The organism is Streptococcus caballi DSM 19004 (genome assembly GCF_000379985.1).
Taxonomy (GTDB): domain Bacteria; phylum Bacillota; class Bacilli; order Lactobacillales; family Streptococcaceae; genus Streptococcus; species Streptococcus caballi.
Genome location: NZ_KB904074.1, coordinates 19,765 through 43,743, shown reverse-complemented (window position 1 = coordinate 43,743; position 23,979 = coordinate 19,765). Strand labels below are relative to the sequence as shown.

Genomic DNA, 23,979 nt, shown 5'->3' with positions numbered 1-23,979 from the left:
GGTTTTCTCCTTTGTTTTGATGCTTCTATTATAACAAAAAAAGAAGGCAGACGCCTTCTTCATCTCACTAGCCCTTAATGTTATCCGAAGAAACACCTGAATGGTCATCTTCCAATCCAAGCCAGTTAATAAATTTTTCCACAGATTTATCCCAAAACGCCCACTCGTGGCCGCCTATCCAGGTTTCAAAGGTGTGGGCAACTTTGTTTTCTACCAAACTATCCACAAATTTTTGATTAGCTTGTAAGAGTGAGTCCTCGGTTCCGCAAGTGATGTACATTTGAGGTATAGCTGCGCTGGATTTACTTAATTGCTGTGCTTGATAGGTTGGATTTTTATCTGAGTCTAAAACCTTGCTCAAATCGCCAAAGATAGCTTGATAATAATCACGACGTTGGAAGGGGAATGGGGAGTCGTCAGTGCTAGCGATAGCTTCTTCCAAAATCAAACCACTAGAGAAGGCCCCGATAGCGCAGAAATTATCATGATACTTAAGGCCATTGTGGAGTGCGCCATAGCCTCCCATAGAAAGGCCTGCAATGTAGGTATCCTCGCGCTTATGAGAAAGGGGAAACATATTGCGGGTCAAATCCAGCAGTTCTTGACCGATGAACTGGCTGTAGTTGTTCATATGGTCAGGCTGATCTAGATAAAATTGATTTTCTCCAGCTGGCATAACGACGGCAAGATTGTGATGCTTAGCAACCGAAGCAATACGTGTACCCACCAGCCAATCGTTTTGATCTCCGATAATGCCATGAAGAAGATAGAGGGTCTTGTAAGGTGGCTTAGCAATAAGATTGCCCGCCATATCTACCTTGTCAGAAGGGAGGTAAACATTAAAGGTCACGGTTCGCATGAGGGATTGGGACATGGCGTTGACGGTTAATAGGGTCATGTGAGGTCTCCTTTTTGTTTTTATAGGGATATTGTATCATTTTTAAAAATGATTGGGGAAATTCACTAAAATGACTATATATTTTTCCAAAATCTGAATGAAGTCCTCCAATTGACTATTTTTTACAGACTCTTACAAGCGACTATACAAAAAATCAGAGCATACGCCCTGGTTTTCCTTATTTATCCAATAATCGCCCCATTCGGCACACTTGGATCAACTGTCAACACAGCCAATTTCCCATCATGTTCCGCAGAGAGAATCATGCCTTGGCTGACGTATTTTTTCATCATTTTGCGGGGTTTGAGGTTGGCCACGATTTGGAGTTTTTTACCGACCAATTCTTGTTCATTTGGATAGAATTTGGCAATTCCTGACAGGATTTGGCGGTGGTCAGCATCTCCTGCATCCAAGCGGAAGCGGAGCAATTTGTCTGATCCTTCCACCTTTTCAACTTCGATGACCTCAGCAACGCGGATCTCTACCTTATCAAAGTCGTCAAACTTGATTTGTCCCTTACTTGAGGTCAATTCGACTTCTTCTGGCACCCATTCTTTTTCAGCAGGCGCTTTGCCAGCATTCATTTGCCCTTTGATGTAGGCAATTTCTTCTTCCATGTCAAGACGTGGGAAGATTGGTGTACCTTTGGCAACGACTTTGATATCAGTTGGAAGGCCTGATAGTTCAAGGTTTTCAAGGTCAAAGGCAGAGCCAAGTCCCAATTGTTCCATAATGGCATTTGATGTTTCCATCATGAATGGTTGAATGAGATGCGCTACGACACGAAGGCTAGCTGCCAAGTGAGCCATAACCGCCGCTAATTTGTCGCGATCAGCTTCGTCCTTGGCAAGTACCCAAGGAGCAGTTTCATCAATATACTTGTTAGTGCGAGAGATAATTGTCCAGACAGCATCAAGCGCTTTTGGATAATCAACAGCTTCCATTTGTTTGTGATAGGCTGCAATATTGTCAGCCACAACTGCTGCCAAGTCAGCATCAAATTCTGTTGCAGTCGCAAAGGCTGGAACCTCACCACCAAAGTATTTGTTAATCATGGCAACCGTACGGTTGAGCAGATTTCCAAGGTCATTAGCAAGTTCATAGTTGATACGGCCAACATAATCTTCAGGTGTGAAAGTCCCGTCTGAACCAACTGGAAGTGAACGCATGAGGTAGTAACGGAGTGGGTCAAGACCGAAACGTTCTACCAACATTTCTGGGTAAACGACATTACCTTTAGATTTAGACATTTTACCATCTTGCATGACAAACCAACCATGCGCTACTAAACGTTTTGGCAATGGTAAATCCAGCGCCATAAGCATGATTGGCCAGTAGATGGAGTGGAAGCGAAGAATATCTTTACCAATCATGTGGATATCAGCAGGCCAGAATTTATCAAAGTTGGCCTGATCTTCTTGTCCATAGCCAATCGCAGTAATATAGTTCATCAAGGCATCAATCCAAACATAAATAACATGTTTTGGATTTGATGGTACCTTAACCCCCCATGTGTATGTCGTACGAGAAACGGCTAAATCTTCCAAACCAGGTTCGATGAAGTTTTTGAGCATTTCGTTCATACGACCATCTGGTTGGATAAATTCTGGATGTTCTTTGTAGTAGGCCACTAAACGATCAGCATATTTGCTCATGCGAAAGAAATATGACTCTTCAGAAACTTTTTCCACTTCGTGACCTGACGGAGCCACCCCACCAATCATATTGCCATTTTCATCACGATACACTTCTGCCAATTGGCTTTCGGTGAAGAATTCTTCATCAGAAACGGAGTACCAACCTGTGTATTCACCAAGGTAAATGTCCCCTTGCGCCAGCAATTTTTCAAAAACTTTAGCAACTGCTTCTTCGTGGTATCTGTCAGTCGTACGGATAAATTGATCATAAGAAATATCAAGCAAGCTCCACAATTTCTTGACATCTCTAGCCATGCCATCAACGTAGGCTTGTGGGGAAATGCCTGCTTCTTGAGCTTTTTGTTGGATTTTTTGGCCGTGTTCATCAAGACCTGTCAAATAGTGCACATCAAAGCCCATCATGCGTTTGTAACGTGCTAAAACGTCACAGGCAATCGTTGTGTAGGCAGACCCGATGTGTAATTTACCAGATGGGTAATAAATCGGTGTGGTAATGTAAAAATTCTTTTCCGTCATTTTCTAATCCTTTCAGGCGCAAATGAAACGCCATGTTAATCACTCACCATTATAACATATTTTTATAGCCAGCTCTAACTATTTCAAAGACTGTGCTCAATCATCAGATGAGGGCAAGTACCAGCAAGACTGCCATGATGATAATTAACACTCCTACACCAATAATTGTCAGCCAAAAGCCGAGCGGATTTCTGGGATTGACACTGATACCGACACCGATTCTCTTAGGAATCCAAAATGGCTCCAGTGGGTCTAGTTGTCTAGCGCAAGCCAGCGCTGAAAACCACATTTCCATTAATACAATAAAAAATATCGCAATAACAGTCAGTTTAGTGTCAAACTGCTTGAGAAAAACTTGTCTAAAGATGACAAGGACTAAAGGTAAAAACTCGGCTAATCGTAAAAAGCTCCGCCATTTTTTCATAAGAGTCACTCCTTTTTCTCATATTATAAGCCTCTAGCTTCTCAAGAGCAACTGCTTACCTGCTTTTTTGCTATAATAAAGTATCAAAAATAAAGCGAGGACAACCTATGCCTAAAATAGATACTGACCAACTACTTGCCTATAAGCGCCTACCCAAGTGGAAGGTTGATGACATTCCGCAAGCCTTGCTTGAACGTCACAATACCAAAGTCGGCACTTGGGGAAAGCTGACCATCTTATCTGGCTCACTAAACCTCTATTTTTTTGATAAGCAGGATCGAGTTTTAGAAAAAACGACCTTTGACAAAAATTCTGATATTCCCTTTGTTGAACCACAGGTTTGGCACAAGATTGAGGCGGCTTCCGATGACTTAGAATTTTACTTGACCTTCTATTGCCAGAAGGAAGACTATTTCCATAAAAAATACGGCATGACAAAGACGCACTCAGAAGTAATCTTTTCTGCTCCCTATCTCAAGGAAAATAGTAAAGTGCTTGACCTTGGTTGTGGTCAGGGGCGTAATTCTCTCTACCTGACCATGTTAGGACATGATGTGATCTCCGTTGATGCCAATGGGCAGAGCCTGGTGCAGTTGGAAAATAGGGCTATGGAGGAAGAACTTCCTAGTAAAATCGATTGGTACGACATCAACAGTGCCAACTTACAAGACAAATATGATTTTATCCTATCAACCGTTGTCTTTATGTTCCTCGATGATCAAGCTGTGCCTGATATCATCCAGGACATGCAGAAGCATACGAACATAGGCGGCTATAACCTCATCGTCTGCGCTATGGACACCACTGCCTACCCTTGCCCGATGCCATTTCCTTTCACTTTCAAGGAAGGTGAGCTCAAGGAGTATTACAAGGATTGGGAATTCATCAAATATAATGAAAATGTAGGCGAACTGCACAAAACTGACGCCAATGGCAACCGCCTGAAAATGCAGTTTGCAACTATGTTGGCTCAAAAAGTGAGATAACACTCAATGAAAACTGTAAAAATCCTAGCACTTAACTAGGATTTTTTAATAAAGTCACAGGCAGTACAGCGGCTAGCAATAATACTCAGATTTTTACCCACGTTTCTAACAATCCCCAAACTCGCATAGTCTGGTCTTTTTTGCTAGAATAAGAAGAAAGTAAACTAGAAAGTGATCTAATTATGAAACTCATTTCTTGGAATATTGATTCTCTCAACGCTGCTCTTACCAGCGATTCTGCACGCGCTCTCCTGTCCCGTCAGGTGATTGATACCCTTGTGGCTGAAAATGCTGACATCATCGCCATTCAAGAAACAAAGCTTTCTGCCAAGGGACCAACTAAGAAACACCTAACCATCTTAGACGAGTATTTCCCCAATCACAAGGTCGCTTGGCGTTCATCCGTTGAACCTGCGCGAAAAGGCTACGCTGGTACCATGTTTCTCTATAAGAACGAGCTTGAACCTGTCGTTACTTACCCAGAAATTGGTGCCCCGACCACAATGGACAGCGAAGGCCGCATCATTACCCTGGAATTTGACAACTTTTTTGTCACCCAGGTTTACACCCCCAATGCTGGTGATGGCCTGAAACGTTTGGAGGATCGTCAAATTTGGGACGTCCGCTACGCAGACTACCTTGCAGAGCTTGACAGCCAGAAGCCCGTTCTTGCTACTGGTGATTACAATGTTGCCCATGAGGAAATTGACCTGGCAAATCCAAACAGCAATCGCCGCTCTCCTGGTTTCACCGACGAAGAGCGCCAAGGCTTTACCAACTTGCTAGCTAAGGGCTTCACAGACACTTTTCGCTATGTTCACGGTGATGTGCCAAATGTTTATTCTTGGTGGGCACAACGCAGCAAGACCAGCAAGATCAATAATTCAGGCTGGCGCATTGATTACTGGCTAACATCCAACCGTATCGCAGACAAAGTCACGACTTCTGACATGATTAATTCTGGTGAGCGTCAAGACCACACACCAATCAAGCTAGAGATTGATTTGTAGGAGACAAGATGGCTTGTATCTTTTGAAGTCCTAGCCGTTCAGCCTAGTTTTATTTTTTACTAGACAGAGCACAGTAAAATTGTTGATAACATTGATCTCATTTAGACAGATCATCTACTGCTGATTTTCATTTTCATAGAAATATCTTGATAGAGTTAACGTAAGAAGCTGTACTCACAACATCATAATGCTCTTAAAATAAGACTAATGTGTGATAAACGGATTACTCTAGGATAGAGTGAATCAAAAACAGCGATGAACTGGCTTCTCCTGACTGGAGTGAAGTGAAAACCACGGTAAACGAACTTCTCTCATTTGGAAATAGTGCAAACTATGCTTTTGATACTACTTTTATGTGAGAATAGTTCAAAATAAATTTTGGTTTTGCTGCTCCTTATTCTAACTCTAATCTAATTGATAGGAACACTACCAACACAAAAAAAGCCAAGTTGAAGCAACTTGGCTTTTTGATTTATCACAAAGAAAATCACCAGATGCTGACACGATCTTTCTTAGGCAGATACATGTCATCACCTTTTTTGATTGAATAAGCTTCGTAGAAAGGATCAAAATTCTTAAGTTGAACATTAGCTCTGAGTTCATTTGGCGCATGAACGTCCAAGCTCATAGCATACTGAGCATATTGAAGGCTGGATTTCTGACGCCAAATACGAGCCCAGTTTTCAAAGTACTCCTTGGCTTTAGCATCCTTGTCTGCACTTTGCAGAGCTTGGTAGGAAGCTGATAGACCACCAGCGTCAGCAATATTTTCACTAACAGTCTGTTTACCGTTGACCGTTTTGCCATAAATTTTAATGCCATCAAAGAGATTTTGCATAGCTTTGGTCTTCTGTTCAAAAGCCTTATAATCAGCTTTTGTCCACCAATCCTTCATATCTCCAGCCTCATCAAACTGGGCACCATTGTTGTCAAAGGCATGGGTAATCTCGTGACCGATGACTGTTCCAATACCGCCATAGTTGCTAGCGACTGACTGCTTCTGACTGTAAAACGGTGCCTGCAAGATGCCAGCTGGAAAATAAATAGCATTTTCAACTGGTGTATAATAAGCATTGACATCATAGGAAGCCATACTCCAAATAGACTTATCAACTGGTTTATTATAGTTATCAAAATTATATTTGACCTGGACACGTGTGACATTTGCTAGGTTTTCAAAATAAGTTTTCTGCTCGTCAACATCAAAGGACTTGGTCAAATCAGACACCTTATCAGGATAACCAATGTAGTAGTGCATCTTCTCTAACTTATTAATTGCTTCTGCCTTAGTTTGATCGGACAGCCAATTATTCTGTCTGAGACGACTCCTGTAAACATCAATGATATGGTCAATCATATTGGTAACATCGCTCTTAGCCGCTTGGCCAAAATGTTTTTGACCATAGTAGACACTCAGAGTTTCCGTAAAGACACCTGTCGTCGAACTAAAAGCACTGTCCACCTTAGACGGAGCCTTCTTGGTACCGCTGATGTAGAGACTATATTCTGCGCTAGCCTGTCTCAATTTTTCTGTCAAAGCTGGGGCATCGCTCATGGCTTCCTGCACAAGCATCCAAGACTTCATGAGTCTAAAATTTTTAGCATTGACCACCTTAGACAAGTTCTTAAAATACTTTGGGGTCGTTATATTGGCTTGTGCAACATCTTGGTTAACAAGTTGATTCATGACTTGATCAAGGGCAACTCCATTATCATAGGCGTGAATATCCTTACTCTCTGTCACATGGATGCTATTTTTGACCTCACTTAGTTCCTCACTAGAAGGAATATAAGGCACCATTAAACTATCAAACTTGATAGCTTCCTTGACAATTTTCTGAGACTCTTTTCCCTTATAGCCCATGAGTTTCAAAACCTTAGTGGCTGATGATTCATAGACTGACAAGAGTTGTTTTTTACTAGCCTCGTTCTTATAATAAGTCACATCTGGCAGAATAGTAGATGGACTGGATAAATAAAGCATGCGCTGATTAGAGTTTTCTGGATTCGACGATACACTAATTGCAAAAGGCAAGGGGATATTTGCCAAAACAAAATCTGGAATATTTTTTGTGAAATCGTCATAGGAAGACAGACCTTCAATCTTATCCAGATAAGGCTTAACTGGCTTGATACCATCTTTTTCACGCTTTTTAAAATTAGTTGCCATCTGGTAAAGATCGGTAAATTCTTTCTGGTCATTGGACGTCAGTTGATCTTTATGAGCAACCATTTGCTTGACGTCTTTTTTCATCTTTTTCTTAATTTTGTTCGATATTTCACCAAAGGCATTTTGTGCTGGTTGGTCACTTGGAATTTTGGTCTTTTCCAACCACTTTTTGTTAATGTATTGGTAATAATTTGACTGTACAGTTGCATTCTTATCCACAGCGATTTTCTGTGGCACAACGGTCTTATAAATATAGTAGCCACCACCTGCTAATCCTAGAACAAGCACAGCACCAGCAGAAGACAAGATAATTTTAGTTCTCTTTTTCATAAATTCCCTCCTTTTTGTACCACTATTTTAATACAAAAATAAGACTTTCACAAGTCAAAAAGATTAAAAAGGCATGACATTTTCTAATGTCATGCCTTTTTGATCATAAAATAAGATTTTCATAGGCTGTTCGATAACCAATTTGTAAAAGTTTACCATCCTTCAACAAAATTGGTCGCTTAATCAGCATGCCATCACTGGCCAACAAATCTGCAGCCTCTTGTGCTGACAAATTGTCAATCTTATCTTTAAGCCCTAAAGCTCGATAAGATTGACCGCTGGTATTGAAGAAATTCTTAATCGTATAGTCAGATGACTCCATCCACTCCAAAATAAGTTCTGCCTTGGGCGGATTTTCTTTGATATCAATACTAGTGAAGTCTTTTCCTAGTTTCTCAAGCTCTGCTCTGGCCTTTCGACAAGTAGAACACTTAGGATATTGGTAAAATGTAAACATATGTTTCTCCTTTTAATCGTCTATGGTCTATTCTTTAAAAGTGGCACCTTCCTGTTTCAGCAACCAGGCTTTTTTAGCCAGACCGCCTGCATAGCCTGTCAAACTACCATCTGCACCTAGAACTCGATGGCAGGGGATAAATAGGCTGAGCGGATTTTTTCCAACTGCACCACCCACAGCCTGAGCAGACTTGCAACCTATTTGCTCTGCTATTTGCCCATAGGTCAGCGTATGACCAACAGGAACTTGAGTTAGAACCCGCCAAACTTTTTTTTGAAAAGTGGTCCCCTGTGGCGATAGCATCCGGAGAGGCTGAAGATTTTCTCCCGCAAAATAAGCATCTAGCCAAGATCGCGCTACTTGCAAGGAATCAATATCACAATCCTCTACTTTGTCAAGATCAAAACCACGTCCTTCATACTTCTGTCCGACAAACCAAGCCCCCAGCAAAGCCTCTTCATTGGCCAATAAAATGATATCACCCAAGGGCGAATAATAATTGGTCTTGTAAAGCATAGCATCCCCCTATAGATGACATTATATCAAAAAAGCTGGAATAACTCCCAGCTTAGCTTTTGTCATTTATATACTATTTTTTCAACTCGATGAGTCGGACACGGACAATATTGTCATTAGCTTCAAAGTTAGCAACCAACTCTTCTACTTTGCTCTTATCGCTTTCATCTAAATCAAGAATGGTATAGGCATAATCACCTCTTGAACGGTTCAAGATATTGTCAATATTGATGTTCAAGTCAGAGACGGCTGTTGAAATCTTAGCCACAATGTTTGGGACATTCTTGTTGATTAAGGTAATACGGAAAGGCGCATCCTGAACTTGGTGCATATTAGGGAAATTGACAGAATTGGTAATTTCACCTGTTTCCATAAATTGGCGAATTTCTTGTCCAGCCATGATAGCACAGTTAAGCTCAGCTTCTTCTGTTGAGCCACCTACGTGTGGAAAAACAGTAATCTTGTCTTTATTGAGCAATTCTTCTGAGCCAAAGTCTGTGATATAGCGTTTAACCACACCAGCCTCGATTGCATCAAAGAGCGCAGCATTATCCACCAACTCTGCACGGGCAAAGTTAATAATAGTCGTCCCTTTTTGCATAAGGTCAAAGGCTTCTTTGTTGAAGGTATGCTTAGTGTCAGGCGTTAAGGGTACATGAATAGTAATGTAGTCACAGTTAGCAAAGATTTCTTTGAGCTCTTTAACACGACGAACGTGATGAGAAATATTCCAAGCTGCTTCAATAGAGACGTAAGGGTCATAGCCAAAGACTGTCATCCCCAAACGACGTGCGTCGTTAGCAATACGAGAACCGATGGCACCAAGTCCGATAACCCCCAATTTTTTACCACGAATTTCAGTGCCGGCAAATTGTTTCTTACCAGCTTCAACTTGCTTAGGCACATCATCACCTGAAAGCGTATTGGTCCAAGCGTTGGCTGCAATATAATCACGCGCTGACAAGAGGATAGAAGCCACAACTGCTTCTTTGACCGCGTTAGCGTTAGCACCAGGTGTGTTGAAGACAACAATACCTGCAGCAGTTGCTTCATCAATAGGAATATTATTTGTTCCAGCACCCGCACGCGCAATAGCTTTCAAATTTGACGGGAAATCCACACCGTGCAAGTTTTGACTACGAATGATATAGGCATCTGGGTTCTCAGCCTTATCACCATCAATTTGGAACTGGTTCCCCAATTCTTTCAAACCAACTTGATTAATATTATTAAAGGTTTTTACACTATATACCATCTGATTCACACAAAGGCTAGTTGGTGCTAGCCTTCCTTTTCTTCTTTTATTTTTTGTTCAAAGATTTTAGAAACTGTGGTAGGTAGCCTCGTCCACTTCTTGGTAGAGAGCCTTTTCTGCCTTGGTTTTGATTTTTTGGTAAGCCAGGCGCTCACCATCAATAGGAACTTTACCACAATAAACATAACCTAATTTTTCAAGAATATGCTGCATGGCTAGATTCTTCTTATGGGTATCGCAACGAAAATCATGACCATCAGTTCCCTCAATCAGACCTTGCAAGAAAGTCTGAGCGACCTTCTGACCTTGGAAGGCATTGAGCACGGCGATGCGATGAAAGACAATGTAACGATGGTTATCATGCTTCCATGCGCCATCGTAGATCCTTTCATAAGCGGGATCAATCCCGTCAATCACAGCTGCATAAGCAACAATTTGACCATCTATCAAGGCAACATATCCTTGCCCTTGTAAAATATCGTCAAAAATATTTTCTTGGCTGGGGTAACCATCGTCTCCCTGCCACTGACTGCTACCGGACTGAGCCAAGGTTTGTCGGGCAGACTCAATCACTACCATAATAGCATCTAATTCATTGGGAAATGCTTGTCTAATATCCATCTTTTACCTCTTTCGTGAAAGTTATGCTTTTATCATACTCTTTTCTGGAAAGCCTTTCAAGAAAGAGATCTTGTTTTGCTTAGCTATTTTCAGCTTCGAATTTTTTCATGAAGTCAATCAAATCAAGCACACCTTGGCGTGGGAAAGCATTGTAGAGGCTAGCACGCATGCCACCTACTGAACGGTGTCCCTTGATGTTTTTGAAACCAAGAGGTGTTGCTTCTGCTACGAACTTGGCATCCAATTCCTTACTTGGCGTTACAAATGGAATATTGGCCACTGAACGGTCCGCTGGATTTTTAACTGGACTAGTATAGAAATCAGACTGTTCAATGAAATCATAGAGCAGACCTGATTTTTCACGGTTGATTTTTTCCATTTCATCAACTCCGCCCATTGATTTAACCCATTCAAAGACTAACTTAGCAATGTAGATTGAGTAAGCTGGGGGAGTATTGTAAAGAGATCCCGCATCAGCTTGGATACGATAATCAAGCATGCTTGACAGGGTCGGTTCATCATTGAGAAAATCATCGCGAACGATAACAACAGTAACACCGGCAGGACCGATATTTTTTTGCGCACCACCGTAAATCATGGCAAAACCTTCTACATTATAGCGTACTGCCAAAATATTTGAAGACATATCAGCCACAATCGGTACACCATTAGTATCAGGAAGATCATAGATTGCTGTTCCTTCAATGGTGTTGTTAGTTGTTAGATGAACATAAGCAGCATCAGGATCAATGTCCTTAGCATCAAAGTTAGGAATATGGTCGTAAACGGTATCCTCTGATGATGCTAGCAAAATTGGTTCAAATGGAATTGTTTTTGATAGTTTAACAGCTTCTGCGTAGGCTTTTTTCCCCCATGAACCACCTACAAGGTAGTAGGCTTTACGCCCTTTGGCAAAATTCAAAGGAATCATCGAAAACTGAGTAGAAGCTCCACCTTGTAAAAAGATAACACGGTAATTATCAGGAATTGCCATCAATTCGCGCAGCAGTTTTTCGGCATCTTTAATAATATCATCAAATTCTTTGGAACGGTGGGACATTTCTAAAACACTCATGCCACTACCTTGGTAGTCAAGCATTTCACGTTGTGCCTGTTCAAGCACAGGTTTTGGCAAGACTGCTGGACCTGCAGAAAAATTGTAAATTGTCATAAAAATACCTCCGTATAATAACTCAGATTATAACACAATTTTCTGAATTTTGTAAAGATTTTTACAGTAACTTCCTTAAAAAATCCATGTTATAATGGTAAATGACGAACAATAAGGAGTATAAAATGATTTCAAAAGAATTTTGCGCTGAAAATTTAAGTCAGCTGCCTCAATTATCCAGCGACAAGGTCCAACGTGTGGAGCTCTGCGATAATTTAGCAGTGGGTGGCACTACTCCCTCTTATGGTGTTATCAAGGAAGCTGCCGGCTATCTGCACGAAAAAAATATTAGTCTGGCCGTTATGATTAGACCGCGCGGAGGCGATTTTGTATACAATGACTTAGAGCTACGCGCCATGGAAGAGGATATCTTACGTGCTGTTGAGCTAGAAAGCGATGCCCTTGTTCTGGGGCTACTGACTAAAGAAAATGAGATTGACAGCGAAGCTATTGAGCAACTTCTCCCAGCTACTCAAAGACTACCCCTTGTTTTCCACATGGCCTTTGATCTGATTCCCCAAGATAAGCAAAAGGATGCAATAGACCAATTGGTTGAGCTAGGTTTTGTCAGAATACTGTTGCATGGATCGGCTGACAAGGATGACATCTTCAAAAACATTGATCACATCAAAGACTTACTAGCCTATGCTGGTAATCGTATTGAAATCATGTTAGGCGGTGGCGTAACAGCTCAAAATCTTCAAAAATTGTGTCGAGAGACAGGAGTTAAAGCCGTTCACGGCACCAAAATCATTTAATATTAAAAAAGCAGACTGCACAGCCAATTTTAGGCTCAAACACGCCTGCTTTTTTCATTTTTTGCCTGATTAAGATCAGGATGAAGGAAGAAAGGTTAATAGACCTCCCGCGCTAATTTAGTCATAATTTCAGATTCAACAATACTCATCTCTAATTTGGAGAAAAAATATCGTGGTAAACAAGATACTCCTGTCTGGAGTGAAGCGAAAAACGCAATAAACGCCTTACTCTACTCTAAAATATGTCAAAATAGCAGTACTTGTCTTCCTTTTTCAGAAGTAAAGCAAAATACTAGTAGGCAGGCTCACTTTCCACTGAAACAATCAAAATCCGTCACAAACGGGTCATTTTACCATAATTTTCTGACTTAAGAGAAATATCTTCTACAACTAGCTATCTCCTTTGGTCTAGCTACAAAAATTAAAGGAGCCTTCACTTTTAATAATGAAGACTCTTTTATCGTTAATATAGCAATAATCATTAAATAGCATCGCCATCTCGTTCGCCAGTGCGGATGCGGATGACTTCTTCAACAGGGAAAATGAAGATTTTGCCATCTCCAACTTCCCCTGTTCGCACGGTTTTACATATTAAATCAGCAATTTCTTCAGTGTCCATATCATGGACAATCATTTCGACCTTGACCTTAGCCAGCAAAGTAGGTACGATTTTTTGACCGCGTACATATTCCGCAAAACCTTTTTGATTTCCATAACCCAGAACTTGACTGACGGTCATGCCCTTAGCAAATCCTGCCTTGGACAGGGCATCTTTGAGATCTTCCAGCTTTTCTGGACGAATAATAGCTTCAAGTTTTTTCATGCGATTTCCTTTCTATGAATCAAGTCCCATAAAGGTTGGGTAGGCTGTTTCTTCATGCTCACTATCATCAAGGCCGATAGCTTCCTCATGGTCAGTTACACGGATTTCTGTGAAGTGGCTAATGACCTTAATGATAATAAATGTAGCTAGCGCTGACCAAACAATGGTGAAAATAATAGCTGCAAGGGTCACCAAGAAAAGATGAGGATTGCCATAAATCAAACCAATGTTCCCCTTATCAAGCGCTAAGCTAGGGCTAGTGAAAATACCTGTCACCAGACCACCAAAGATACCGCCGATACCATGACATCCAAAGGCATCCAAAGCATCATCATAACCAAAGCGACGTTTAAGTACAGCAATGGCATAGTAACAAACAGGACTGACCAAAAGACCGATAATCAACGAACTCCAAAGTGTCACATAACCAGCTCCAGGTGTGATAGCAACCAAACCAGCCACCAGACCCGTAGAAGCACCAACCAAGGAGAACTTACCTGTTTGATATTTTTCAAGCAAGAGCCATGACAACATGGCTGCAGCTGCTGACAAGTGAGTTGTCAGAAAAGCATGAACCGCCAAGCTATTAGCTCCCAGGCTTGAACCAGCATTGAAGCCAAACCAACCGAACCAAAGGATACCAGCCCCCAGCAAAACAAAAGGCACATTGTGGGGACGGTATTCTAAGCGGTCATAGTCACGACGTTTGCCCAATAACAGAGCGAGAACCAATCCCGATACCCCTGAGGTGATATGAACCACATCACCACCAGCAAAATCAATAGTTCCCCACTTAGCCAAAAGCCCTTCATCCCAGACCATATGAGCAAATGGGAAATAAACTAGCAACAACCAGATAGGAATAAAAATCAACAGTGGAACAAAACGCATACGACCTGCTGCAGCCCCTGTCAGAATGGCCACCGTAATGATTGGGAACATCATTTGAAAAGTCGCGAACAAGGCATCTGGAATAGACAAGCCACGTGTACTTGCCGTTTCACTGACACCATTGAGGAAAAGATGTGACAGATTACCAATCCATTTCCCACTACCAGAGAACGATAGAGAATAACCAAAAACAACCCACATAACCGTCGCAATGGCAATTGGTGCCACACACATCATCATGTTGTTAATCACATTTTTACGTCTGCCAAGTCCTCCGTAGAAGAATGCTAGCCCAGGTGTCATAAAAAAGACCAAGGCTGAACAAATTAACATAAAAGCAATACTTCCTGTATCCATAAAGTGACCTCCTTTAAAACTATGTCACTTAATATAACACCATTTCAAAGAAAAGTAAATAGATTTTATCGCATTTTTCTGAATTTTCTAACTTCCCTAACATGGATTGTCAGCCAAAAAAGAAAAAATCAACAGATTAACTGTTGATTCCATGATAGTCATTATAGACATCTTGTCTTGATAAACTTAGGTTTTTAGCGACTTTTTTTATAGCATGATTGGGTTTCATGCCTTGATCAATTAATTTCTGAACAACTTGCTTAACATCAACATCAGATGTCAGATTTTCTTCCGTAATACTTCCGTCATTTCCAGCGACGATGAGTAAACATTCACCTTTAAGAGGTACTTCTGCAAGGTAATCTAAGATTTCTGAAATCCTTCCGCGCTGGTATTCTTCGTAAAGTTTAGTCAATTCGCGGACAAGCACAACCTGACGATCACCATAAATAGATAACATATTCTCAAGCGTATCAGCCACACGATATGGAGATTCGTAGAAAATTTGTGTTTCAGTATAGGCCTTCTTGCTATCAAAGAAGTCTTTTTGTTGCCCTGCTTTACGCGGTAAAAATCCGTAGAAAATATGGGGCTGCGGCGCAATACCTGATGCTATCAAAGCTGTGATGCCAGCGGAAGCACCTGGCAAAGCAATAACAGGAATATCTTCTGCGATAGCCGCCTTGACCAAATCGTGTCCTGGGTCAGAAATGGAGGGCATTCCCGCATCGGAAACCTGCGCCAACGATTTCCCATCCTTAAGAAGGTCAATCAAACTAGGAATTTTCTCATAAGCATTGTGCTCGTGAAAGGAAATTTGCTTGGTATCAATCTCAAAATGCTTGAGGAGAAGGCCAGTGTTGCGGGTATCCTCAGCACAAATGAAATCAACATTCTTGAGTGTTTGGACAGAGCGGAAAGTCATATCTTGCAGGTTACCAATCGGGGTCGGCACCAGATACAAGCTACCAAAGCTGGTTGATCCTTTAAAACTTTTTTGTACTTGCATGCCCCTACTCTCTATCTAAAACTTCCATACAAAACATGCACTCTTCGTCATTCTCACGGCGTTGACCGTAGTAATCATTGCAGATATGGAAACCGTCACGGTAGATACCTTCAATGTATTTTTTCCCTTGCTTAGACGGTTTGATGGTTTGTTCTTCTCCCAGTTGACCTAGCCGCACGCGCAGCTTGCTGTTTTCCAATCGCAGAGCTGTATTTTCATTGACCAGATTTTGAACCTGCTTTTTCATGGCTTCAATATCAGCCAAGGTCACCATTAGATTTTGGGAAAAACCGTCAAAAGCATCAAAAAGATCTTTTTTATCCATTTATAAGAACCTCCTCCAAGGCGTAAACTAAAGGGGTTGTTTTATCTTCAAGCTGAATTTTAAGAGTTTCAGAAAAGACGTCAATACTTCTGACAACACCTTGACCATCTTTGGTCTGCACCTGAGCCCCCACATCAGGAAATTTTTCCTTAGATTCTTGGTAAAAATGATCTTCAAAACTAAGGCAACAGAGAAGGCGCCCACAAAGGCCGCTGGTTTTCCCAGAATTCAAAGACAGGCCTTGATTTTTAACCATTTTGATAGAAACAGGAGGAAATTCGCCTAGAAAAGTTGAGCAGCAAAGCGGACGTCCGCAAAGTCCCAATCCTCCGTAGATCTTAGCTTCTTCGCGACTGTTAATCTGATGTAATTCAATTCGTGTTCGAAAGTAGCTAGCCAAGTCACGCAACAATTGACGAAAATCAACACGTTCTTCAGCTGAAAAAGTGATGAGAACAAAACTTCTATCCAAAGGAAAAACGATATTAACCAATTTCATTTTTAAGCCGTTTGCTGCAATCAAGCGTTCCACCTGAGGTGCAGACTCTCTAGCTTCCACAAGATTAGCCTCATAGGCCTTGCAGTCCATGCTTGTTGCCAATCGTTTGACACTATCTAGTCCTGTTGGCAAATGTGCCTCGTCTATTTCTATTTTTTCCGCAACGACTTGCGCCAGTCGGCTGCCTTTTTTATTATTAATAACGACTAAGTCATTTTTTTGATAGGGCTGCTCTGTTGTAACCAGAACAACATTCCCCTCTTCTTCGTATTTTATTCCAATTAGGTTTGTCATGAAATCACCATATATTCTATCGCATTTTGGAAACTCACATTACTTTGCCACATGAGGCGAGCTTGATAAAGCGCCTGCAAATAAGTTCTTGCCTGTCTAACTTCCTTATCCTTGGCTAAGAGTATGGTTAAGATTTTAAAAACCAAATCTTGATCCGCCTTCTCAGGAACAACCTGAACTAGACGCCCCACTTCTAAATAAACGTCTTCTGACTTTTTTAATAATATCCCTGTAAAACGCTGGCAAACTTGTAGCAAATCAAGATTTTTCTTATTTTGCAAAAGTTCTTGCAAATTCTGCGGACTGCTAGCCAGTTCAGCCATGGTTTCTGCCTGACTTTTGAGCAGTCCAGCCTGCTGAGCCTGCTCCATTAACAGCTCTTTATTTTTAGGAAAATGGAAAATCTGGGTCCGGCTTTTGATGGTCGGCAAAACCTTACTTTCATCGCTCGTCAACAAAATCATGTAGGAAGAACTTTGCGGCTCCTCAATAAATTTGAGGAGACTGTTAGCTGCATTGGGATGCATTTTTTCACAATCTCTGATAATAAAAACCTGTGCTGAACCTTCAAATCCTGAACTAGAAAATTCACGCATCAAGCTTTTGATGGTATCTGTCTTAATGATTTGTCCAGTCGGTTCAACAATTTTCAAATCTGTAAATTCTCGTTTTTCGATGAGATGGCAAGAACGACAATGACCGCAGGGCAATTTATCCTGTAAATTATCGCAGAAACGACTTTGGGCCAGATAAAGAGACATTTCAAAGCTGGCAAAGTCTCCCGAAAAAAGATAGGCATGATTCATCCTATCTGATTGCAAAATAGCTTTAAATTCATTAAAAAGTTTGGGCTGTAAACGCTCCAAATCCATTTCTATTGTTCATCCTTCTCTATTTTTGCCAAGATGGTTTGTAAAGCATCTTCCACAACATCGTCCAGAGGTTGTGAAGCATCAATCGTCACGATACGCTCCTTATTTTGCGCAGCGATGTCCAAGTATCCTTGTCTAACACGCTGATGCATATCCAGTTCTTCTAAATCCAAGCGATTAACTTCACGCCCCTTATTCTGCTCAATACGAGCTAAACCAACCTCTGAATCCACGTCAAAATACAAGGTCAAATCAGGTTCATAACTTTCAATTGCATAGTGATTTAGCCAAGAAATCTCATTTTTATCTAGCCCTCTTCCTGCGCCTTGATAAGCTACAGAACTATCAATAAAGCGGTCAATTAAGACAATCTTTCCAGCTTCAATTGCAGGAAGAACCTTCTCAATCAAGTGCTGACGGCGAGCCGCGATATAAAGCAAAAGCTCTGTCTTACTGTCCATGTTAGTATGATTAACATCCAAAATGACGTCCCTAATATGCTCTGCGATTTCAACACCACCAGGTTCCCTAGTGGTTACAACGTCTTTTTTTAAACGCGACTGAAGAAGAGGCACCAAACGCTCCAAAACCGTTGTTTTACCAGCACCATCTGGTCCTTCAAACGAGATAATCATTCCTTTTTTCATGAGACTTCCTTAATATATTAATACCTTTATTTTACCAAAAATCAGGCAAAAAAGACACTGCCAAGTTTAGCTGGCAGTGCCTCCTTTTATTATCAGATTAATTTAGCTTCTGTTTTTTCAAGCGATTCGACATCAATGCCTTGCTCTAGTAATTTTTCTTTCAAAGCTGCTAAATCGACTGAACCTTGTAATTGTAGTTCAATGACAGCCCTTTTCTGACGATTGGCAACCACTATACGTTCGATATTAAGATTGACACTAGAAATAGTCTCCGCTAACTTAGCCAGCACACCAACACTATCATCCGCTGAAACAACCAAACGAATACCATCCTGACCATAACCAGAAATTTCTAGGAAGGCTTTGTAAACGTCTTTGTCAGTAATAATACCATAAACTTGGTCGTTGTCCACTACTGGCAAAACTCCCACACTATGCTTCATCATAAGGTAAATAGCATCTTCCAAACTAGCATATTGAGAAACGGTCACAACTTCCCTAATCATGATATCTCGAATTTTAGTCTTGTTAAGCAGATAGTTCATTTCGTAAATAGACAAGCTAGTCGCCTTAGATGGGCTAGCTTCAGCCATGGTACCTTCAGTCACAAGGCCGACCAATCTATCATTTTCAATCACCGGAAGACGACGCAGCCCCTGTTCACGCATCTTATCAGTTGCATGAGCAACGGTTGTATCAGGTGAGACGTAGACGACTTTTTGGGTCATAAAATCTTTTACTGGCATAATAAATCTCCTCAACTCTATTTTCTGTTTGTATTATACCCTTTTTTGAAAGCATTTTCAAATATTATGAAAAGAGTTGAGAAAAAACTCAACTCTTTATATCTTAACCACCAAGATATGCCTTACGAACCTCATCAGAAGCTAACAATTCTTGACCAGTACCAGTCAGAACGACTTTCCCAGTTTCAAGGACGTAACCACGGTCAGCGATAGACAGCGCCTTGTTGGCATTTTGCTCAATCAAGAGAACGGTCGTCCCTTGTTTTTGAATATCTTGAATAATATCAAAAATTTCTTGAATGAAAATCGGAGCAAGCCCCATTGAAGGTTCATCTAGCAACAATAGCTTTGGTTTACTCATGAGAGCTCGTCCCATGGCAAGCATTTGTTGTTCCCCACCTGATAAGGTTGCCGCATCTTGATTTTTACGTTCCTCAAGACGTGGAAAACGGTCAAAAACCATTTTCAAATTTTTTTGATTTTCTTCACGATTATTATTTAGGAAAGCTCCCATTTCCAGATTTTCCAAAACTGTCAAGCCAGAGAAAACGTGACGTCCTTCTGGAACCTGTGACAGACCACTTGCTACAATTTTACGGGCAGGTGATTTTTGGATTTCTTGACCTAGAAACTCAATTTTCCCAGATTTTGGGCGAACTAATCCAGAAATAGTACGAAGAATTGATGTTTTACCGGCTCCATTGGCACCGATAAGAGAAACAACTTCACCTTCTCTAACCTCAAAAGAAACGTCCTTGACAGCTTCAATTGCGCCATAGCTGATGGAGAGATTATCAATTTTTAACATAGTCATTAGGCTTCACCTCCAAGATAAGCTTCAATAACGCGCTTGTTTTGCTTGATTTCATCAGGTGTCCCATGAGCAATCAAACGACCATATTCAAGAACGTAAATACGTTCGGTAACCTCCATAACAAGGCTCATATCATGTTCAATGAGGATAATAGTAATACCAAACTCTTCCTTAACTTGACGGATAAGCGCTGTTAATTCAGCTGTTTCTTGCGGGTTCATCCCTGCAGCAGGTTCATCAAGAAAGAGAATCTTAGGTTCAGTTGCCAAGGCACGCACGATCTCCAGACGACGTTGCTGACCGTATGGCAGATTTTTAGCCAAAACATCAGCATCACCATCCAAATGGAAAATAGCTAGAAGTTCCATAGCCTTTGTTTTCAGCTCTTTTTCATTGCTGTAAAATTTTGGCAAACGCAAGAAAGAAGCAAAAACATGCGAACTATGCTTATTATCCATCCCAATCAAAACGTTATCCAAAACAGTCATATTTTTGAAAAGGCGGATATTTTGGAATGTACGCGACAAACCAAGCGAGGCAATTTTATAAGGAGTTTTACCATTTAAAACAGTATTATCAAGTGTTACAGTACCTTCGGTTGGTTCGTAAACACCTGTCAAAAGGTTAAAAAGCGTTGTTTTCCCAGCACCGTTAGGACCAATGAGACCAACCAATTCACCTTCTTTGAGCTCCATACTCACATCACCAACGGCAGTCAAACCACCAAAGTTTTTAGTTAAATTTTTAACTTCAAGAAGTGCCATTTTTATTTGCCCTCCTTAGATTTTTTATCAAAAAGTTTTGAGAAACTAAACTCCCATGTTCCTAACAGACCACCTGGGCGGAAAACCATAACCAAGATCAATGCCAATGAATAGATAATCATGCGTAATTCTGAGAAGTTTTGCAAGTACATATTCAAAATTCCTAGAACAATAGCTGCAACAATAGTACCTGTAATAGAACCTAGGCCACCAAGCACTGCGATGATAAGATAATCAATTGATTTCATGATAGTGAAATCTTTTGGAGCAACTGCACCGATATAACCGACAAAAAGTGAACCTGCAATCGCTGAAACAATGGCTGCCAAGACGAAAACTGTTACTTTGATTTTTGTCGTGTTGACACCCATAGCCTCTGCAGCAATTTCGTCTTCACGAACCGCCAAAACTTCACGACCCATTGGACTACGAAGGAAATTTGTCAATAAAATTGTAATCAAAACAACAAAAATAAAGACAACTGGCCATGTGGTATATTGGAGAACCCCAGTCAAACCTGCAGCACCGTTAGTCAATTCACCACCGTTGATAATGGCAATACGAATGATTTCAGCGACACCCAAAGTGGCAATGGCAAGATAATCCCCTTTAAGTCGAAGAGTTGGAATCCCAACAACTAATGCAACCAAGGCCGCAACCAAAGCACCAACCATCATCGAAATATAAAAGCCGGCATAGGTTGGCATTTGCTTGGTCAAAATAGCTGTTGCATAAGCTCCGATAGCCATGAAACCAGCTTGCCCAAGAGAAAATTGTCCTGAGAAACCAAGAATCAAATTGGTTCCCAAAGCCATAATCATTGAGATTCCAATTCCCATCAAAATTTGGACATAGTAAACTCCAAGAACACCCGTGCTAACAAGTACCGAAATCAGAGCAAAGGCAAGAACAATGACAGCCAGCCAAGCTAAAATGGATTTTAGATTTTTCTTCATTGTTTACACCTTCTCTTTCACATTTTTACCCAAAATACCTGCAGGTCGAACCAAAAGGATAACAATCAAGATGGCATAAACAACCGCATCACGATAGCTTGATAAACCAATTGAAACTGAGAATGTTTCCAAAAGGCCGATGATAAAACCACCAATAGCCGCACCAGGAATAATTCCAATACCACCTAAAACTGCGGCAACAAAAGCTTTGATACCAGGTGTCATACCCATCAATGGTTCAATTGAATTATAGTAAAGTCCAATTAAGACACCAGCTGCACCAGCTAAGGCTGAACCAAGGGCAAAGGTGAAACTAATTGTTGAGTTGACATTAATTCCCATCAATTGTGCTGCATCAGAATCAACAGACACCGCACGCATAGCTTTCCCCATTTTTGTTTTTTGAACAATATAGGTCAAAGCTAACATCAGAATGATAGAAACTCCAAGAATAGTTAATTGGACATTAGTAACTGAGAAAAGTCCCAAATCAAATCGAACTGTTTTCAAAGCTTGCGGGAAGGCACGAACATTGGCACCGACCAAGTATACCATGCCATACTCAAGGAAGAATGACACGCCAATAGCGGTGATTAGGTTAGCAATCTTAGATGAATTTCTCAATGGACGATAGGCCAAGAATTCGATAACCACACCAAGACAGGCAGTCAAAATCATTGTCAAAATAAGAGCGAGGAAAAAATTCATGTGATAAACACTGATGAGATAGTAGCCAATGAAAGCTCCCATCATATAAATATCACCATGGGCAAAGTTAATTAACTTGATAATCCCATAAACCATGGTATATCCTAAGGCTAGAAGTGCATAGACACTTCCTAGGATAAGACCATTAACAAGTTGTTGAAGCATGTATTCACCAAACTTTCTATAAAATAATAATATCTGGGAAGGCTGTTGTCTCCCCAGACGTATGACTTAATAGCTTATTTTTTAACTTCAACGGCTTCAGCAGTTGCTTCTTGACCATTGTTAAGTCCAATCATAATAGCTGATTTAATTGGGTTGTGTTCCTTATCAATTGTCATCTTACCAGTAACCCCTTCAAAATTTTTAAGTGAAGCAAGGTTTTCAGCAATGTCTTTTGAAGTCTTAGCACCTTTTGCAGCGTCTGCAATCATGTAAACTGAGTCATAAGTAAGGGCTGCAAACATATTTGGTTCTTCACCATATTTAGCTTTGTAAGCATCGACAAAAGCTGTTGATTTACTTGACAAGCTAACTTTTGTTGAGTAACCAGATACATAGAAAACATTGTTTGTATTGGCAGCTCCAGCTGATTCGATGAATTTGCTATCTGCGAATCCATCAGGCCCAAGGATTGGTTTATCAATGCCCATTTCACGAGCTTGTTTCGTAATCAAACCAGTTTCAGTATAGTAACCTGGCATGACAACAGCATCAAATTCTTTCCCTTTGATTTTTGTCAATGCAGCTTGGAAATCGGTGTCTTTAGATTGGAAGGTTTCTTCAGTTACAATATCACCTTTATAATGTTTCTTGAAGTTTTCCGCAATACCTTTAGCGTAATCACTTGACGAATCATAGTAGAGTACAACTTTTTTTGCTTTTAAGTTATCGGTAGCGTACTGTGCCAAAACTTGACCTTGGAAACTATCTTGGAAAGTTGAACGAAAAACATACTCGTTAACTTTACCTTTACTTGAAACAGTCAATGAATCTTGTGTTCCTGAAGGTGTAACAAGTGGAACTGCGGCACTAGTTGCATTTGGTGTTGCAGCAGCAACTGCTCCAGATGTTGCAGGCCCTACAATAGCATTAACTTTACTTTCTGTAGCAAGGTTAGTTGTTACGGTTGCTGCTTCGGTGTTATCAGACTTGTTGTCTTTTGAAACAACCTTAATCTTTTTACCATCTACGCCACCAGCTTTGTTGATTTCAGCAACAGCAAGATCTGCTGCATTCTTTTCAGCTTGACCATAAGCCGCTACAGTACCAGACAACTCAAGGTTGTAACCAATTTTAATATCGTCACCGATTTTTGTTCCACTAGTTGATGAGGAACCACCAGGTGCAGCACCGCATGCTGCGAGAACTGCTGTACTTACAAAAGCAACTGCTGCTAATGCAAATTTCTTTTTCATTCTTTTTCTCCTTAAATAATTTGTTCTTTTAAAATGTTCGTTAATAAGAATACTGAATTATCTGAAAATTGTCAAGGACTTTGTTT

At 40.7% G+C, this 23,979-nt stretch carries 25 protein-coding genes; 3 read left to right on the top strand and 22 right to left on the bottom strand.

What is annotated here, in order from left to right:
- Positions 1-67 precede the first annotated feature (67 nt).
- The 3 genes from A3GS_RS0104585 to A3GS_RS13040 form a co-directional block, all read right to left on the bottom strand.
- The gene (locus A3GS_RS0104585; RefSeq protein ID WP_018364243.1) at positions 68-898 is read right to left on the bottom strand and encodes an alpha/beta hydrolase; all 831 of its coding nucleotides are present in this window, start codon (positions 896-898) and stop codon (positions 68-70) included.
- A 182-nt stretch (positions 899-1,080) separates the two neighbouring features.
- Positions 1,081-3,072, bottom strand: coding sequence for a methionine--tRNA ligase (gene metG / locus A3GS_RS0104580; protein ID WP_018364242.1), 1,992 nt, complete (start codon positions 3,070-3,072; stop codon positions 1,081-1,083).
- 103 nt (positions 3,073-3,175) lie between these two features.
- Positions 3,176-3,496, bottom strand: coding sequence for a hypothetical protein (locus tag A3GS_RS13040; RefSeq protein ID WP_018364241.1), 321 nt, complete (start codon positions 3,494-3,496; stop codon positions 3,176-3,178).
- 107 nt (positions 3,497-3,603) lie between these two features.
- Between A3GS_RS13040 and tehB the strand changes: the two genes are divergently transcribed.
- Together tehB and A3GS_RS0104565 are read left to right on the top strand one after the other, a co-directional pair.
- Positions 3,604-4,482: an SAM-dependent methyltransferase TehB gene (tehB, locus tag A3GS_RS0104570; protein WP_018364240.1), complete on the top strand. Its 879-nt coding sequence runs from the start codon at positions 3,604-3,606 to the stop codon at positions 4,480-4,482.
- 182 nt (positions 4,483-4,664) lie between these two features.
- Positions 4,665-5,492, top strand: a complete 828-nt coding sequence (locus tag A3GS_RS0104565; RefSeq protein WP_018364239.1) for an exodeoxyribonuclease III — start codon at positions 4,665-4,667, stop codon at positions 5,490-5,492.
- Positions 5,493-5,979: 487 nt separating this feature from the next.
- Here A3GS_RS0104565 and A3GS_RS0104560 read toward each other — a convergent pair whose 3' ends face one another.
- The 6 genes from A3GS_RS0104560 to serC all read right to left on the bottom strand — a co-directional run bounded on the left by A3GS_RS0104560 (position 5,980) and on the right by serC (position 12,012).
- Positions 5,980-7,992 carry a M13-type metalloendopeptidase gene (locus A3GS_RS0104560; protein ID WP_018364238.1) on the bottom strand — a complete coding sequence of 671 codons (2,013 nt, stop codon included), beginning with the start codon at positions 7,990-7,992 and terminating at the stop codon, positions 5,980-5,982.
- A gap of 103 nt (positions 7,993-8,095) precedes the next feature.
- Positions 8,096-8,449, bottom strand: a complete 354-nt coding sequence (locus A3GS_RS0104555) for an arsenate reductase family protein (RefSeq protein ID WP_018364237.1) — start codon at positions 8,447-8,449, stop codon at positions 8,096-8,098.
- 27 nt (positions 8,450-8,476) lie between these two features.
- Positions 8,477-8,965 (bottom strand): methylated-DNA--[protein]-cysteine S-methyltransferase, encoded by a 489-nt coding sequence (locus A3GS_RS0104550; RefSeq protein ID WP_018364236.1) that lies wholly within the window; start codon positions 8,963-8,965, stop codon positions 8,477-8,479.
- A 73-nt stretch (positions 8,966-9,038) separates the two neighbouring features.
- Entirely contained in the window at positions 9,039-10,220 is a 1,182-nt protein-coding gene (locus A3GS_RS0104545) for a phosphoglycerate dehydrogenase (protein ID WP_018364235.1), read from the bottom strand.
- A 66-nt stretch (positions 10,221-10,286) separates the two neighbouring features.
- Positions 10,287-10,841, bottom strand: coding sequence for a GNAT family N-acetyltransferase (locus A3GS_RS0104540; RefSeq protein ID WP_018364234.1), 555 nt, complete (start codon positions 10,839-10,841; stop codon positions 10,287-10,289).
- Between the two features lie 79 nt (positions 10,842-10,920).
- Positions 10,921-12,012, bottom strand: a complete 1,092-nt coding sequence (serC, locus tag A3GS_RS0104535; RefSeq protein ID WP_018364233.1) for a 3-phosphoserine/phosphohydroxythreonine transaminase — start codon at positions 12,010-12,012, stop codon at positions 10,921-10,923.
- 125 nt (positions 12,013-12,137) lie between these two features.
- Between serC and A3GS_RS0104530 the strand changes: the two genes are divergently transcribed.
- Entirely contained in the window at positions 12,138-12,770 is a 633-nt protein-coding gene (locus A3GS_RS0104530) for a copper homeostasis protein CutC (protein WP_018364232.1), read from the top strand.
- A 481-nt stretch (positions 12,771-13,251) separates the two neighbouring features.
- On the opposite strand, the gene A3GS_RS0104525 is transcribed toward A3GS_RS0104530, so the two are convergent.
- From A3GS_RS0104525 to A3GS_RS0104465, 13 genes are all read right to left on the bottom strand, one after another.
- The gene (locus A3GS_RS0104525; protein WP_018364231.1) at positions 13,252-13,593 is read right to left on the bottom strand and encodes a P-II family nitrogen regulator; all 342 of its coding nucleotides are present in this window, start codon (positions 13,591-13,593) and stop codon (positions 13,252-13,254) included.
- Between the two features lie 12 nt (positions 13,594-13,605).
- Positions 13,606-14,841, bottom strand: a complete 1,236-nt coding sequence (locus A3GS_RS0104520; protein WP_018364230.1) for an ammonium transporter — start codon at positions 14,839-14,841, stop codon at positions 13,606-13,608.
- Positions 14,842-14,977: 136 nt separating this feature from the next.
- Positions 14,978-15,850 (bottom strand): 16S rRNA (cytidine(1402)-2'-O)-methyltransferase, encoded by an 873-nt coding sequence (gene rsmI, locus A3GS_RS0104515; RefSeq protein WP_018364229.1) that lies wholly within the window; start codon positions 15,848-15,850, stop codon positions 14,978-14,980.
- A gap of 4 nt (positions 15,851-15,854) precedes the next feature.
- Positions 15,855-16,175: a DNA replication initiation control protein YabA gene (yabA, locus tag A3GS_RS0104510; protein WP_018364228.1), complete on the bottom strand. Its 321-nt coding sequence runs from the start codon at positions 16,173-16,175 to the stop codon at positions 15,855-15,857.
- Positions 16,168-16,968: a regulatory iron-sulfur-containing complex subunit RicT gene (ricT, locus tag A3GS_RS0104505; RefSeq protein WP_018364227.1), complete on the bottom strand. Its 801-nt coding sequence runs from the start codon at positions 16,966-16,968 to the stop codon at positions 16,168-16,170. The genes yabA and ricT overlap by 8 nt, the downstream gene beginning before the upstream one ends.
- Positions 16,965-17,840: a DNA polymerase III subunit delta' gene (locus A3GS_RS0104500; protein WP_018364226.1), complete on the bottom strand. Its 876-nt coding sequence runs from the start codon at positions 17,838-17,840 to the stop codon at positions 16,965-16,967. Before A3GS_RS0104500 ends, ricT begins: the two co-directional genes overlap by 4 nt.
- 2 nt (positions 17,841-17,842) lie before the next feature.
- Positions 17,843-18,487, bottom strand: coding sequence for a dTMP kinase (gene tmk, locus A3GS_RS0104495; RefSeq protein ID WP_018364225.1), 645 nt, complete (start codon positions 18,485-18,487; stop codon positions 17,843-17,845).
- A 92-nt stretch (positions 18,488-18,579) separates the two neighbouring features.
- Entirely contained in the window at positions 18,580-19,233 is a 654-nt protein-coding gene (locus A3GS_RS0104490; RefSeq protein WP_018364224.1) for a CBS domain-containing protein, read from the bottom strand.
- Positions 19,234-19,336: 103 nt separating this feature from the next.
- Positions 19,337-20,047 (bottom strand): ABC transporter ATP-binding protein, encoded by a 711-nt coding sequence (locus A3GS_RS0104485; protein ID WP_018364223.1) that lies wholly within the window; start codon positions 20,045-20,047, stop codon positions 19,337-19,339.
- A complete protein-coding gene (locus A3GS_RS0104480) occupies positions 20,047-20,811 on the bottom strand; it encodes an ABC transporter ATP-binding protein (RefSeq protein WP_018364222.1) in 765 nt (254 codons plus the stop codon). Before A3GS_RS0104480 ends, A3GS_RS0104485 begins: the two co-directional genes overlap by 1 nt.
- 2 nt (positions 20,812-20,813) lie before the next feature.
- The gene (locus tag A3GS_RS0104475; protein WP_018364221.1) at positions 20,814-21,767 is read right to left on the bottom strand and encodes a branched-chain amino acid ABC transporter permease; all 954 of its coding nucleotides are present in this window, start codon (positions 21,765-21,767) and stop codon (positions 20,814-20,816) included.
- A gap of 3 nt (positions 21,768-21,770) precedes the next feature.
- Positions 21,771-22,640 carry a branched-chain amino acid ABC transporter permease gene (locus tag A3GS_RS0104470; protein WP_018364220.1) on the bottom strand — a complete coding sequence of 290 codons (870 nt, stop codon included), beginning with the start codon at positions 22,638-22,640 and terminating at the stop codon, positions 21,771-21,773.
- A 74-nt stretch (positions 22,641-22,714) separates the two neighbouring features.
- Positions 22,715-23,893: an ABC transporter substrate-binding protein gene (locus A3GS_RS0104465; RefSeq protein ID WP_018364219.1), complete on the bottom strand. Its 1,179-nt coding sequence runs from the start codon at positions 23,891-23,893 to the stop codon at positions 22,715-22,717.
- Positions 23,894-23,979: the final 86 nt, after the last annotated feature.